The 14,176-nt window shown below is 65.2% G+C and carries 11 protein-coding genes; 7 read left to right on the top strand and 4 right to left on the bottom strand.

Going from position 1 to position 14,176, the window contains the following annotated elements:
• Nucleotides 1-387: 387 nt before the first annotated feature.
• The 4 genes from AB0B25_RS01040 to dnaA all read right to left on the bottom strand — a co-directional run bounded on the left by AB0B25_RS01040 (nucleotide 388) and on the right by dnaA (nucleotide 6,894).
• Nucleotides 388-957: a DUF721 family protein gene (locus AB0B25_RS01040; protein WP_357172787.1), complete on the bottom strand. Its 570-nt coding sequence runs from the start codon at nucleotides 955-957 to the stop codon at nucleotides 388-390.
• A gap of 446 nt (nucleotides 958-1,403) precedes the next feature.
• Nucleotides 1,404-2,642 carry a DNA replication/repair protein RecF gene (recF, locus tag AB0B25_RS01045; RefSeq protein ID WP_357172790.1) on the bottom strand — a complete coding sequence of 413 codons (1,239 nt, stop codon included), beginning with the start codon at nucleotides 2,640-2,642 and terminating at the stop codon, nucleotides 1,404-1,406.
• 243 nt (nucleotides 2,643-2,885) lie between these two features.
• Entirely contained in the window at nucleotides 2,886-4,061 is a 1,176-nt protein-coding gene (gene dnaN, locus AB0B25_RS01050; protein ID WP_357172792.1) for a DNA polymerase III subunit beta, read from the bottom strand.
• Nucleotides 4,062-4,965: 904 nt separating this feature from the next.
• The gene (gene dnaA, locus AB0B25_RS01055; RefSeq protein WP_357172794.1) at nucleotides 4,966-6,894 is read right to left on the bottom strand and encodes a chromosomal replication initiator protein DnaA; all 1,929 of its coding nucleotides are present in this window, start codon (nucleotides 6,892-6,894) and stop codon (nucleotides 4,966-4,968) included.
• A 649-nt stretch (nucleotides 6,895-7,543) separates the two neighbouring features.
• On the opposite strand from dnaA, the gene rpmH reads away from it, so the two are divergent.
• The 7 genes from rpmH (at nucleotide 7,544) to AB0B25_RS01090 (ending at nucleotide 14,125) form a co-directional block, all read left to right on the top strand.
• A complete protein-coding gene (rpmH, locus tag AB0B25_RS01060; RefSeq protein ID WP_006550910.1) occupies nucleotides 7,544-7,687 on the top strand; it encodes a 50S ribosomal protein L34 in 144 nt (47 codons plus the stop codon).
• A gap of 21 nt (nucleotides 7,688-7,708) precedes the next feature.
• Complete coding sequence (rnpA, locus tag AB0B25_RS01065; protein WP_357172796.1) at nucleotides 7,709-8,137, top strand: ribonuclease P protein component; 429 nt, start codon at nucleotides 7,709-7,711, stop codon at nucleotides 8,135-8,137.
• The gene (gene yidD, locus AB0B25_RS01070) at nucleotides 8,134-8,529 is read left to right on the top strand and encodes a membrane protein insertion efficiency factor YidD (protein ID WP_357172798.1); all 396 of its coding nucleotides are present in this window, start codon (nucleotides 8,134-8,136) and stop codon (nucleotides 8,527-8,529) included. Before rnpA ends, yidD begins: the two co-directional genes overlap by 4 nt.
• Nucleotides 8,530-8,533: 4 nt before the next feature.
• The gene (gene yidC, locus AB0B25_RS01075; RefSeq protein WP_357172800.1) at nucleotides 8,534-9,622 is read left to right on the top strand and encodes a membrane protein insertase YidC; all 1,089 of its coding nucleotides are present in this window, start codon (nucleotides 8,534-8,536) and stop codon (nucleotides 9,620-9,622) included.
• 159 nt (nucleotides 9,623-9,781) lie between these two features.
• A complete protein-coding gene (locus AB0B25_RS01080) occupies nucleotides 9,782-10,288 on the top strand; it encodes a protein jag (RefSeq protein ID WP_357173257.1) in 507 nt (168 codons plus the stop codon).
• Nucleotides 10,289-10,409: 121 nt separating this feature from the next.
• Nucleotides 10,410-11,213 (top strand): 16S rRNA (guanine(527)-N(7))-methyltransferase RsmG, encoded by an 804-nt coding sequence (gene rsmG, locus AB0B25_RS01085; protein WP_357172803.1) that lies wholly within the window; start codon nucleotides 10,410-10,412, stop codon nucleotides 11,211-11,213.
• 1,901 nt (nucleotides 11,214-13,114) lie between these two features.
• Nucleotides 13,115-14,125, top strand: coding sequence for an AAA family ATPase (locus AB0B25_RS01090; protein WP_357172806.1), 1,011 nt, complete (start codon nucleotides 13,115-13,117; stop codon nucleotides 14,123-14,125).
• Nucleotides 14,126-14,176: the final 51 nt, after the last annotated feature.

A 14,176-nucleotide genomic window follows, 5' to 3' on the forward strand; every position in this document is an offset into this window, starting at 1 on the left:
CCGCCGACCGCACCATGCGGTGCGCGGCACAGACACCGACCGCACCGACGCCGCGATCGGCAGGGCTACGGATCCCGCAGCTAGATCTGGATAGTCGACCACGGCGCTACGCGCTTACTCGTTCCTGTCGACTCGCCCGGTCGAGGCCATCGCGGCGGGCCAGCGGGATCGTCGCATTCGTATATCGCGAAATCTAACTCGCGGCAGCACACGATGCGGGTCGCGGTCGCGGGAACGATCCAGTGGAACTCACCAGCGCCGACAAGCTCCCGCCTCCCGCGCGGTTTGGATTCGACGCGTGCCACGGGGCTCGGCGTTCCACGTGAAACGACCGTCCCGCGTACGCCTGATGCCGAGTACTGCCCACTGCGGTACTGCCCACTGCGCTTATCCGTAGGTATCACGCGGTCCGCGGCCCTTGATGTGGCGTTCCCCCTTGCGCCAACTCGGCGCGGCCGGACCGGAGATCTTCAGTGACGTCACCACCCCGTGACCGACGGCGGCGTTGATCTTCGCCAGGATCTGCCCCTGAAGCATCCGGAGCTGGGTGGCCCAGGCTGTCGACTCGGCGGCGATGCCGAGCACGCCGTCTTTCAGGGTGACCGGAGTGGCGTGCGCGGCGATGTCCTCGCCGACAACTCCCGACCACCGGCCGAACACCATCCCCTCGGCCACCTTGTTCGACCAACCGCGGCTCTTGGCGATGGAGCCGGTCAGCTTGGACAGCAGTTGGGGATCGCGATCGTCCGGCCGTGGTCCGGACCACCCGGTGCGCCTGCGGGCGCCGGCACGGAGCCTGCGCTGCGGCGACGATCGTCCCTGACCGACGGACTTGCCGCTGGCCCGTGCCGCGGCGCGCGCTTCCTCCAATGCGCGACGGGCCAGATCGATACCACGCAGTTCAGGTTCCTGACCGGTGGATTCGGCAGATCCGGGCTGGTCGGCCTGATCGCTCATCGCCCCGCTCCCTTCGTGCGCACTTGGTTTGTCCCCAGGTTCAGCCGAGTTGTCCCCAACGTCGCCACGCGTTGCCAACTGACGAAATTCGCCCGGTGTGCACCAATGGACAACCGGCAAAACGACCTGTTCGACGCCCACCTCGGGGTTTTCCGGACGGGATCGGCCGCTCGCTCGGGTGTTGCCGAAGCGTGCTACACCGGCTCCGACGCTGCCTGCCGCGCCGAGTTTTCCACAGGTGACGGTCGATCCGACTCGACTGTTCACGGGTTAGGAGCGGAGGTCCCGGCGAATGGTCACTGTAGTGGACCCGGCCGGTGGACGCCGAGCACAGGACCGGCGCCCGAACCGCACATCGGCGGGCCTGCCGCGAGCACTGCCAGTTGCCCCTGATGCGGGAAGGGTTTGGCCCGACATAGCTGTGGATAATCACCAGCCGTGCGGAATTACGGGGAATCGGTGACGGAATCGGGCTCGGTGACGGTTGCGGACTCGGTGATCGGCAGCGTCGCCACCCGATCCGACTCGGAGATTCGCGAGATCCGACCATCGGGCCCTCCGGCCGTGTCGATCCGCAGTGCCGCGGCCGCAAGCTCGGCGGGCACGTCCTCCGGCACAGCCGCGGTGATCAGCACCTGCTCCGCCCCGGCGGCCACAGCGGCGAGGGCGGTACGCCGACGGCGGTCGAGTTCAGCGAATACGTCATCGAGCAGCAGCACCGGTTCGGCCCCGGTAGCGCGGAGCAGTTCGAACGCACCGAGCCGCAAGGCCAACGCGAACGACCACGACTCACCGTGACTGGCGAATCCCTTCGCCGGCGCCTCCCCGAGGGTCAGCTCGAGTTCGTCGCGATGGGGACCGACCAAGCACACGCCGCGCTCGAGTTCTTTTGGGCGGGCCACGGCGAGTTCACGCAGCATGATCGCCTCCAGTGCCTCGGTGTCCGCCGGCTGCGGTTCCCTGGCAGGGTCCTGGTATTCCGCGGGCAGCGCGGCGCTGCGATAGGCGATCGAGGCGGGTCGCGACTCGGGCGCGATCGCGGCGTAGGACTGCGCGAGATATGGGGCGAGGTCGTGCACCAGGCGTAGCCGTTGTTCGAGCAGCACCGAGGCATGCGTGGCGAGATGCCCGTCCCACACGTCGAGGGTGCCGAGGTCCGCCTTCGATCTGGCATGCCGCCCCGCGGATTTCAACAACGCGGAGCGCTGACGTAGCACCCGGTCGTAGTCGCTGCGCACTGCGGCCAATCGGGGAAGACGGGCTGTGCACAACTCGTCCATGAAGCGACGGCGCTCGCCCGGGTCGCCGCGCACCAGCGAAAGATCCTCCGGCGCGAACAGCACCATCTGCAGGATGCCCAGGATTTCGCGGGTCCGGCGGACCGGCGACCGGTTGATCTGTGCGCGGTTGGCGCTGCCCTGGTTCAACTCGATATCGATCCGCAGTTCCCGGCCGATATTGACCACCGTCGCGCCGATCCGGGCGCGTTCGGCGCCCATCCTGATCAACGGAGCGTCCGAGGACACGCGGTGCGAGCTGAGAGTGGCCAGGTAACCGATCGCTTCCAGCAGGTTGGTTTTACCGTTGCCATTCGCTCCCAAGAAAACCGTTCGTCCTGGGGATAATTCGAGTTCCACCTGCTCCCAAGAGCGGAAGTCACGCAGGGACAAGGACCGGATGAACATCCGCTATCGCGCCCCTGCCTGGGCAGAGACGTTCATTTCTGCTGGTCTGTCGACGTTCGGCAGCGGGCCCGGCGGCATTTCCGCCCGACGACCTCCTGTGGAATACCTGTGAATAAACGGCGCCGTCGGGCGCGATTCGCGCGCACTTTCCGACGTCGCCGCCAGTTCCGATGCGTGGCCTACCGTCACCCGGATCGGATCACGCGGTGCGGATCCGGACGCTACCCGATCACGCACCGGCGATCAGCCCGGGAGCCGGACCGGCATCAGCAGATAGGTGTACGGGCTCGACAACGCGGCGAATGCGCCGGAGTCGAGCACCTCTGGCTCCTCGTCGGAGGCGGGCAACAGTACCGCGGGCCTGCTCGGCGTGGTGAAGCCGAAGGTGACCCGGTCGGCGTGCAGCGCGGAGAGCCCGTCGATGAGGTAGCCGGGGTTGAACGCGATGGTGAGTGACTCGCCGCGGAAATCGGCCTCCAGCCACTCCTCGGCGCGTCCTGCGTCGTCGCCACCCGCGGACAGCAGCAGACCGTCGGCGGAAAACTCCAGCCGCACCTGGGCGCCACGCTCGGCGACCAGGGCGACGCGCTTGATGGCCTCGGTCAGTGCCGCCACCGCGAGAGTGGCGATCGAGGTGTGTTCCTTCGGCAGCAGTTGGCGGAACTTGGGGAATTCCGCGTCCAGCAGGCGGGTGGTGGTCCTGCGACCCGCATTGACGATGCCGAGCAGGCCGTCCGCCCCTGCGCCGGTACCAAGGGACAGTTGAACGGGAGCGTCGGAGGGTCCGAGCGTCTTGGCTGCCTCGGACAGCGTCTTGGCCGGGATCAGCACAGCGGTCGCCACGTCGGCGCGGGTGGGCTGCCATTCGATGTGCCGGACAGCGAGCCGGAACCGATCGGTGGCTGCCAGCACGACCTGCGACCCCTCGATCTCCACTCGAATACCGGTCAGCATCGGAAGGGTGTCGTCTCGTCCCGCCGCGACCGCAACCTGGCCGACAGCCTCGGCGAAGACATCCACACTCAGTTCACCGGTCTGCTGTGGCACCTCGGGAAGCTGGGGATAATCCTCGACCGGCATCGTCGGTAGCGAGAATTTCGCGCTGCCACAGCTGATCAGCACGCGGGTGCCGTCGACCGAAACGTCGACGGGCTTGTTGGAGAGCGCCTTGGTGATGTCGGCCAGCAGACGACCGGAAACGAGGACCTCGCCCGGACCGGCGACCTCGGCCGCCACCCGCATCTGCGCGGAGACTTCGTAATCGAAGCCGGAGACGGTCAGCCCGTCCTCGCCCGCGACCAGCAGCACACCGCCGAGCACCGGAACGGGAGGCCGGGACGGGAGGCTGCGTGCCACCCAGGCGACGGACTCGGCGAAGTCCTCTCGGGCGACCCGAAACTTCATGCTTGCAAGCTCCATGGCCCGATTTTGTCCTCTCCCGGTTCCGTGATCTGTTGTCGGCTCGTCAGTGTCGGTTCTCGAAAGGGTTCTGTCGAATCGCCTTCGAAAGTCTGGCACAGGCGACCGACATCAAACCGTACCCGCGTGTGGGACGTGTACCTAGCCCGACCCTCCGGTGGTTGCCGCTGTCTGCGTCGCTGGCCCCGCGACACGGTGTGGCGGTGACAGGAACGTTCCAGTCGCGGCCAGGGCGGCGCCTTCCCGACCGATCGGCTGGCGGATCCATCGATGGGCGACGAGGACGCTGTGCTGTGCCTCGGCGCGGACCGCGTCTTCTCCCTGCCGAAATCCGGAGCGGTTCCGAATGTTCGTTCCTCGACCGACTTTCCACACACCCTGTTTTGAAGAGAGATCTCTGAAGAGAAGAACTGAAGTAGTAATAGGCACTGTGGATTCTGTGGACTGCTACCGAATGCGCAGGCCAGAGGGTGTGGTGGCGTGGGGATGAGCTTGGGGTGTCTCGAGGATGAACACGAGGGGGTTGTGGAGACTCACCAGTTGTCCCCCGTTCATCCTCGAGCGCTCCTCGAGTTGTTCCACTGGATTCACCCAGTTGTGCACACATGTGCACGAAATCGTGGACAGCTCGAGGATTCCTCGAGGACTCCACATGGATTCCTCGAGGAATCCACAGGGCTGAATCCGGACATGTACTGGTCAAGGGGTGTGCGCAACCATCGATGTGGAACCTGTTGAATTCGGCCTGTGAGTTGCCGCCGACGGACGCGCTCCGGAACCTGTGCACGAATCGGTGGACAACTGGTGGATTCCTCGAGGACTCCACAGGGATTCCTCGAGGAATCCACAACCCACAAAAAAGCACCGCCCCAGGTCAGGGGCGGTGCTCAGGTGTGTATGGAGCTCAGCGTGAGCGTTGCTTGATTCGGGCTGTGAGTTCTTGCACCTGGTCGTAGACGCGGCGCCGCTCGGTCATCTCCTTGCGCACTTTCTTCTCCGCGTACATGACCGTGGTGTGGTCGCGCCCGAACGCCTGCCCGATCTTCGGCAGCGACAGGTCGGTCAACTCACGGCACAGGTACATGGCGATCTGTCTGGCCTGCGCCAGCGGCCGCGCCTTGCCTGGGCCGGTGAGCTCTTCCAACGTGGTGTTGAAGTACTCGGCGGTGACGGCCATGATCGTGGCCGCGTTGATCTCCAGTGCCGCGGTGTCGGGCATCAGATCGCGTAGCACCACCTCGGCCAGCGGCAGATCCAGCGGCTGACCGTTCAGCGACGCGAACGCGGTCACCCGGATCAGCGCGCCCTCCAACTCGCGGATGTTGCGCTCGACCCGGCTGGCGATCAGCTCCAGCACGTCGTGCGGGACATCGAGCCGGTCCATCCGAGCCTTCTTGCGCAGGATGGCGATCCGCGTTTCCAGCTCGGGTGGCTGCACATCGGTGATCAGGCCCCACTCGAACCGCGTCCGCAGCCGCTCCTCCAGGGTGGCCAACTGCTTGGGCGGACGATCGGAGGACACGACGATCTGCTTGTTCGCGTTGTGCAAGGTGTTGAAGGTGTGGAAGAACTCTTCCTGGATACCTTCCTTGCCCTCGATGAACTGGATGTCGTCGACCAAGAGGATGTCGGTCTCGCGGTAGCGGCGCTTGAACGCCACTTTGCGGTCGTCGCGCAGGCTGTTGATGAAGTCGTTGGTGAACTCTTCGGTCGAGACGTACTTCACCCGCATGCCGGGAAACAGGCGCTGCGCGTAATGACCCGCGGCGTGGAGCAGGTGCGTCTTGCCGAGTCCGGAGGCGCCCCAGACGAACAGTGGGTTGTAGGCGCGCGCGGGCGCCTCGGCGATAGCGACGGCTGCCGCGTGCGCGAAGCGGTTGGACGCACCGATGACGAACGTCTCGAAGGTGTACTTCGCGTTCAGACTGGCCGAGGAATTCGAGGGCGCCGGGGATTCCTGCGACTTCGTGAAATAGGTAGGCCAGGAGTTACGGACGTTCACCACCGGCTCGTCGTCGCGGTCGCGCGGGTTGTCGCCGACCGGCTCACGCGCCAGTCCGTTGTCGTCGGCCTCGGCGGATTCACGCACCGGGGCATGCACCGGACCACGCATCCCGCCTGGACTCGGTTCGGGGTTGAACAACGACTCCTGACCAGGTGGAATGGCCTGCTCCCGACGAGGTGCGAGCCCGGATTCGCGCCGCGGTCCTTGGTCGGCGGCCGACACCGAGGGGAGCTCGGCTGTCGCGGAGTACTCGCCACGCGTCGGATAGTCGGGACGGGCGTACTCCGGCTGGCGGTACTCCTGCTGAGGCACGTATTCCTGCCCGTATCCGGTATCGGAATAGTTCGAGTCATCGCGGTAGGACGGAGCCGGTGCGAAGTCGGCGGGTTGTGCATAACGGGGTGCCTGGTACTCGTCACGGCCTTGGAAGTCGGAACCCGGGTACCCGGCCGGGCCACGCCCGGTATCGCGTGCGCGCTCGGGTCTGCTGGTCATCCTCGCGTGCCGGGGATTGTTGGTCTGCCGGTCGACGGTCTGCGTTGCCGGCGCCGCGATCCGAACACCGAGTCCCTCGACCTGGGGCCCGAGTCGTCGGGCGAGGGAGCGCAGGATGGGCTCGCGCAGATCACGTTCGATAGCTTCTTGGGCCAGCGACGATGGCACCGAGAGCAGGGCGAAACCCTGTGCGACCGTAAGTGGTTTGACCAGCTTCAGCCAGGCCTGCTGTGCTCTGGTCACCGGCGGGATGGCACCATCCGGTGAGCCGGTGGTCAGCTCGGTGACAACCTCGGGCCACACGGTGGCCAACACATTCTGCTCGTCGTCCATGCAGTTTCCTCCCCGGAAGTAGGTCGATAGGAGCAGACGGCCGGGGCACGCGGGGAGGGTGTGGTGCGACCGTGCTCGGCGTCGATCCCGTGATCCTGCGTGCGTCCGTAACCGGTTCGGACGCTGCCCAGGTCCCCCATCCGGGCAGCGACGCGGCACCGTCGGCCCTACGAATATGCCACTCCCGGCCTCTTTCCACACAATTATCCACAGATGTGGAAAACCCTGGGGAAATGCGAAACGTCCATGCGCACGACGGTTGCACCGCGTCGACCTGCGGTTCTGCAGCAATCATCTGGCTAAGAAGTATTCGGTGGTCGGGCCGAGCTGTGGCCAGGGGCGGGGACGAATCTCACGGTCACTGCCGAGTGTCTGATCCATCGAGACCGGATTCTGCCTGGTCGGGCGGCCTGATCGGGCAGGGTGGGGCGAGTTTGACCCGTCCCGAGCCGATCAGTACCCTCGTACAGTCACCCCTTGGTGCGGTGGCGGTCTTGTGCTGACCGCGTTGAGGTCGTGATCGACCGACTGTGCGCCAGGACCGACGCGCGCCGATGATGACCGGATTTGTGATTCATTCGCGCACTATCTGTATCACCGAACAAGCTTCGGGCACCACTGGTGCCCACCTACTCGAGGAGTGTTGACCGTGGCCAAGGGCAAGCGGACGTTCCAGCCGAACAACCGTCGTCGGGCGCGGGTCCACGGGTTCCGCCTCCGGATGCGCACCCGTGCGGGCCGCGCCATCGTCTCGGCGCGTCGCCGCAAGGGCCGCGCTTCCCTCACTGCCTGATCCTCGCTCTCGGACGCTCGGGTGTTGCCTGAGCCGTATCGGTTGCATCATCGTGCCGACTTCTCCCGGACGGTGCGCCGCGGCCAGCGAATCGGGAGGCGTGATCTGGTCGTGCACACGTTCGTGCACGGGTATGACGGAGTAGTGGGCGCGAATAGGCGACACGACGATCCGATCCCGAACGATGCGCTGGTATGTGTAGGCGGACCGCGCTTCGGGTTGATCGTCAGCAAGGCGGTGGGCAACGCGGTGGTACGACACCGCGTCGCCCGCCGCCTGCGTCATATGTGTGCCCAGGTGATCGCCGAGTTGCCCGCCGACACCGATGTCGTGGTCCGGGCACTGCCGGGTGCCGCGACGGCATCCTCCGACGATCTGCTCCGCCAACTGCGCGGCGCCTTGCGCAAGCTGGGCGCCGCCGGGGCGGTGCGGTCGGGCGGTGCGATGTGAGCGTTTCCACGCGAATCGCCCGGCTGCCCGCTGACGCGCTGATATTTCTGATCGAGCTGTATCGGACCTATGTCTCCCCCACCCGCATGCCGGTGTGTCGATTCACCCCGTCCTGTAGCGAGTACGCGGTCACCGCGTTACGCACCCGAGGCCTGTTCATCGGCCTCGTATTGACGGTCGTGCGCTTGGCCAAATGCGCGCCCTGGCACCCTGGTGGGTGGGACCCCGTCCCGGAGCGGAAGCGGAGCACTCTTCGCCCCGCGCCAGCGGACGAGGCAACCGACGCGGCGCCGCAGGAACCGAGCCTGCCTGCCGAACCGCCGTCGGGACCGAACGCTTGTAAAGGATCACCGCACGCGGTGATCGGCGACACGAACGACGGGAGTGCATAGAGCCGTGCTCGACTTCATTTATTACCCGGTGTCCTGGATCCTCTGGTTCTGGCATCGGGTCTTCGGGTTCGCGTTCGGCGCGGACAACGGTCTCACCTGGGCGCTGGCCGTGGTGTTCCTGGTGTTCACCTTGCGCCTGGTGCTCTACAAGCCGTTCGTGAAGCAGGTGCGCACCACCAAGCAGATGCAAGAACTTCAGCCGCAGATCAAGGAGCTGCAGAAGAAGTACAAGAACGATCGCCAGAAGATGGCGGTCGAGATGCAGAAGCTGCAAAAGGACAACGGTTTCAACCCCTTGATGGGCTGTCTGCCGATCCTCGCTCAGGTACCGGTGTTCCTGGGCCTGTTCCATGTGCTGCGCTCGTTCAACCGGACCGGCCACGGCATCGGCCAGCTGGCCATGACGCCCGAGCAGAACGCGAACACCGCGAACTACGTCTTCAGCGCCACCGACGTCCAGTCCTTCCTCAGCGCTCGTATCTTCGGTGCGCCGATCTCCGCGTTCATCACGACTCCGGTCAACGAACTGCAGGCCTTCGCGAGCTACGGTGGTGTGCCGTCCAAGCTGAGCATCGCCCTGGTCGCCATTCCCCTGATGGTTATCGCCGGTCTGGCGACGCACTTCAATGCGCGCGCCTCGGTCGCGCGGCAGACTCCGGAGGCTGCCGCCAACCCGCAGGCAGCCATGATGAACAAGCTCGCCCTGTGGGTGTTCCCGCTCGGTGTCCTCGTCGGTGGTCCCTTCCTGCCGATCGCGATCCTGCTGTACTGGGTGTCGAATAACATCTGGACCTACGGGCAGCAACACCTCGTCTTCGGTCGGATGGCGAAGGAAGAAGAAGCCAAGAAGCAAGCGAAACTGGAGCAGCGCGCACAGAACGCGCCGAAGCCAGGCGCCAAGCCGGTCAACGTGAAGAAGAAGCAGGCCTCTTCGGCCGATGGCGCGTCGGCCGAGGTGGATGTCGATGCCGATAGTGCTCCGTCGACGAACGGCACCGCCAAGCCGACGAATCAGACCGCAGGCCAACGCCGTTCGAGCGGCCAGAAACGCCCGGGCGGCCGGGGCAGGGCGAACCAGAAGCGCAGGCGCTGACCACACGATCGATAGGCGGGTCGGTCCGTCTCGATCGCTGAGCAACCCTTGATCGCGAATACCGTCCGGCGGCCAGCGCCCGGCGCGTGCGATGAGCAGATGAAGGAAAAACAAATGACTGTTGAGACTGACGGAGGGGACGCCACAGTGGCGACGACCATGGTGAACGCCGAGACGGACACCGGCGATGTCGTGAGCGATGCCGAGGATGCACTGATCGAAGAAGGCGAGATCGCGGGTGACTACCTCGAGCAGTTGCTCGACGTACTCGACTTCGACGGCGACATAGATCTCGACGTGGAAGGCGACCGCGCCATCGTGAGCATCGACGGCGGCCGCGACCTGTCGAAACTCGTCGGCCACAACGGCGAGGTGCTCGATGCCCTGCAGGAGTTGACCCGGCTTGCTGTCCAACAGTCGACTGGCGAGCGCAGCAGGTTGATGCTGGACGTGGCCGGTTGGCGGGCCAAGCGGCGGTCCGAGCTGAGCGCGCTGGGCGCGGCCGCGGCGCAGCGAGTGTTGGAATCGGGTGCGCCGGAGTCGCTGGCGCCGATGACCCCGTTCGAACGCAAGATCGTGCACGACGCGGTGGCCGCGGTGGACGGTGTCAGCAGCGAGAGCGAAGGCGTCGAGCCGAACCGTCACGTGGTCGTGGTGCCCTCCTGAACACCGCAGTTCCGGATGCGGACCGGTAGTGGTTGGATAGGGCCTCTGGTCTCCGGACCGGAGGCCTTATTCGTGCCCGGCGCCTGACTGCTCGCTCCCTGATCGATTCGAGTTCGGAAGGATGTTTCACGTGGAACGAGATCTCGGTGGAACCACTGAGGTGCCCGCGGAGCTGGAACCGCCGGCACCGGCGGCGGCGACGGCCATCTTCGGTGACCGACTCGATCTCGCACGGCGGTACTGCACGGCACTCGCGACCGCCGGCGTGGACCGCGGGCTGATCGGACCTCGCGAGGTGCCGCGCCTCTGGGATCGACACATCCTCAATTGTGCGGTGCTCGGCGAACTGATCGCCGAGGGCGCGTCCGTGGTCGATATCGGTAGTGGCGCCGGACTCCCGGGCATCCCGCTCGCGATCGCGCGCCCGGACCTGCGGATCACCCTGGTCGAGCCGCTGCTCCGTCGCACCATCTTTCTGAGCGAGTTCATCGAATCGGCCGGATTGGACGTGACCGTGGTCCGCGGGCGCGCCGAACAGTCTGGTGTGATGAAGGAAGCGGGTGGGGCGGACGTCGTCACGTCCCGCGCGGTCGCTCCGTTGGGGAAGCTCGCCCAGTGGTCGCTGCCCCTTCTCCGCGACCATGGACACATGCTCGCGCTCAAGGGCGCCAGTGCGGTGGAGGAACTCCAGCGCGACGAAGACGCACTCGCCCGGGCGGGCGCCGGAAACGTGGTCGTCCTCGAGTGTGGCGTGGGTTTGGTGTCCACACCGACCATGGTGATCAGCGCCGAACGACTCCCCCGTGCCGAGCGGAGCTCGCGTCGGCGTGCGGAGCGGACGGTTGAACGCGGTGCGAAGAAAGCGAGTCGCGTTGCGGCGGGCGAGCAAAGGCGTGCGAGGCGCGCGGCTCGGAAGGCCGAGTAGGGCCCGTTGCCCGGTGCGATGACGCAGACGGCCTGGTAACTGCGTTCCGTCGACCTGGCGAGCGCGGTCGATGGCAAAAAGCTGATGGACAACCCTTATGGCTGACGCATTTCGTCACCCTGACGGAAGGTGGCCGTCTTGTGGGATGACCACACCGGATCCAAGAGTTGTCGACCCGTAGCGGACAGGCCTACGGCTGCCGGGGTGTGAACCGCTTGCCGGCCGCTCGCCAATGTTTCACGTGAATCACGGAGTCTTGGACGCGCCCCGCTGATCTCCACCCGGACAATACGATTCGGACGAGGATCAATTGGCTGGCAGGAGCGAGCCAGTGCACTGTGCTGGACGTTGAGTGGCCTCCACGGTGGTGTCGGTAGACACCGAATGGGGAGTCTTCCCCCATCGCCAACCTGGTGACCGAGTACAGCCACCGCGGCGTGTCTGTCCTGTCAACACGATCACCCTTGCAGGACTGACGGATCGCCGCTGGCACGATCTTGCGCGGAAGTCTGTACGTTCGCTCTATGTCACTCTGGAGGAGGAAGGTGGCGCAGCCACGCTGTACCGGCTACACAGTGATCGAAGCGGACGGCACTGGGTGCGTCCGCGGCTAATGTGTCATAGCCCTTGTCCGCGGTTCTCCTCTAGGGCGAGGCATGAGTTCACTGTCGTGGTACGACGCTCGTGACGAACCTGCCAGCCACACGTCGCGCGCCCGGTATGGTCGGACCGAGGCTTGGCGCTGCGGGCGAACTACACGATCACACCTTGCAGAATGGCTGCGTGGTCGTCTCGGAACGTCTTTGCTCCACAGGGGGTTCGAACTCAGCGCTTTGGGAGTCGATCTCACGATGCCGCCATATAGAAGCCATGCGGTCGGATGGACCTGGTTCGACTACCCCTCGTCAATGGTGGGGTTCCGCACGCGCCAATCCGTACGTGTCGGATCACGCTGCTCTGGTCTCTTCGACAACGTGCGATTGACCGATGTCGTAATCGGACGGTCACGGTCAGGCGTGCTCAATGGAGTATGCCGGGCGGGTTCCGCGCGTTGCGTGGCAGGAAAGCTCGTACCGCTGGCTCTGAGTTCGAGATGTCGGAACCGTGTCACCGTTCCGGGTGGTGTGCCACTGACGAGGCGGCACTTCCCGCTCGACTCATCGACCGACCGGCCGCCCAGATGGATTCACGTGAAACATATGTCGAGGGCGTCTCCGGATGTCATCGGTGCGGCGTGGAGGGTGTGCGGCCACGGAGGTAGTCCCGTCTGTGGCTGGACCGCGCCGCCGGTCCGGCCGCGCGTTTGTTCACGCGATGGTCCGAGGTCTGAATGATCGCCAACGACTCCAGTACTCCTCGAATGGAATCGGCACTGGATCCCGCAACGGCACGGGCGTCGCCTCAGTGTAGACGTGAGGCCGGTCATCCCCCGCCCGGCCCGGAGCTGACGCACGATGACTCCGTTAGAAGAGGCTGGTCGTCAACGAAGGTGCAGTCAGTCAACCAGTTCTGGCGTTGTCTGGAGGTGTACGAGCGTCTTCGGACGCGGAGGCACGCTTCTTTCCGTCGCTGAAGCGGCTGGAACCGTCGTCCGGCCGCAATGTTTCATGTGAAACAGCAGATATCGACACGCGAATCGTGCAGATTTGCGTGTCCCCGTGCGTCTCGCCGCGATTCAGCTTTCTAATCGCGCTCAGTGCTGGCAAGCTAGTGGGCGTCGGGCGTGAGCGTAGGTGCCACGGATGATCTGGTTGTCACAGCGGCGAGGCTCCGCTCGGTCGATCGGGCGCCGCGAACCCGGTTGGGCATCATGTTCGTTCCGGCCAAGGCTGTTACAGACACCGCGTCGATCCCGCCTGGCGAGTGCACGTGGTCTGAAGTTCTCGGGTTAGGAGCTGTGTATGTCGAGCGGTTCGGCGAATGTTTCACGGGAAACTACGTCGCGCGTGCCGGGAATGCTGGACGCCAGCACTTTCGACGCGGAGGCATTCGGAAGCACACCGTTCGGGCACATCTCTGCCAGTGAGACCCCGATCGCCGCCGAAGCCCAACGTGCAAGTCAGATCCTCCACCCAGGAAAGGCGACAGTGCCGAAACCGCACGAGCAGCGCATCATCACGATCGCCAATCAGAAAGGCGGTGTCGGCAAGACCACCACCGCGGTGAATCTGGCGGCAGCTCTGGCACACCAGGGGATGACGGTTCTCGTGATAGATCTCGACCCGCAGGGCAACGCCAGCACGGCCCTGGGCATCGAGCATCACTCGGGCGTGCCCTCGAGCTATGAACTCCTCATCGGTGAGGTCTCCATCAAGGATGCGATTCAGCAGAGCCCGCACAGCGAGCGCCTGCTGTGTATCCCCGCGACCATAGATCTGGCCGGCGCCGAGATCGAACTCGTATCGATGGTGGCCAGGGAGGGCAGACTGAAGGCCGCCATTCAAGAGGCGAATATCGCCGGGTACGACATCGATTACGTGATGATCGACTGTCCGCCTTCGCTGGGTTTGCTGACGGTCAACGCGATGGTCGCGGCCAAGGAGGTGCTGATCCCGATCCAGTGCGAGTACTACGCGCTGGAAGGCGTGGGTCAGCTGCTCCGCAATATCGGTCTGGTGCAGGCGCACCTGAATCCCGAACTCCATGTCTCCACCGTGATCCTCACGATGTACGACGGCCGAACCAAGTTGGCCGACCAGGTCGCGGAAGAGGTCCGTGGGCACTTCGGCGATGTGGTGCTGCGGTCGGTGATTCCGCGCAGTGTGAAGGTGTCGGAGGCGCCGGGGTATGGCATGACGGTGCTCGATTATGATCCAGGCTCCCGGGGTGCGATGAGCTACCTGGATGCCGGACGCGAGATGGCGTCTCGCGCGGTAGCACCGCAGGGTGCCGCAATGAGGTCGGTCGAGTGACGCGGTGTGTCTGCCGAGCCGATGCTCGGCAAGTCCGGTTTGGTGGCGAAA

Origin of the sequence: Nocardia sp. NPDC049190 (genome assembly GCF_040648115.1) — a bacterium.
GTDB lineage: Bacteria > Actinomycetota > Actinomycetes > Mycobacteriales > Mycobacteriaceae > Nocardia.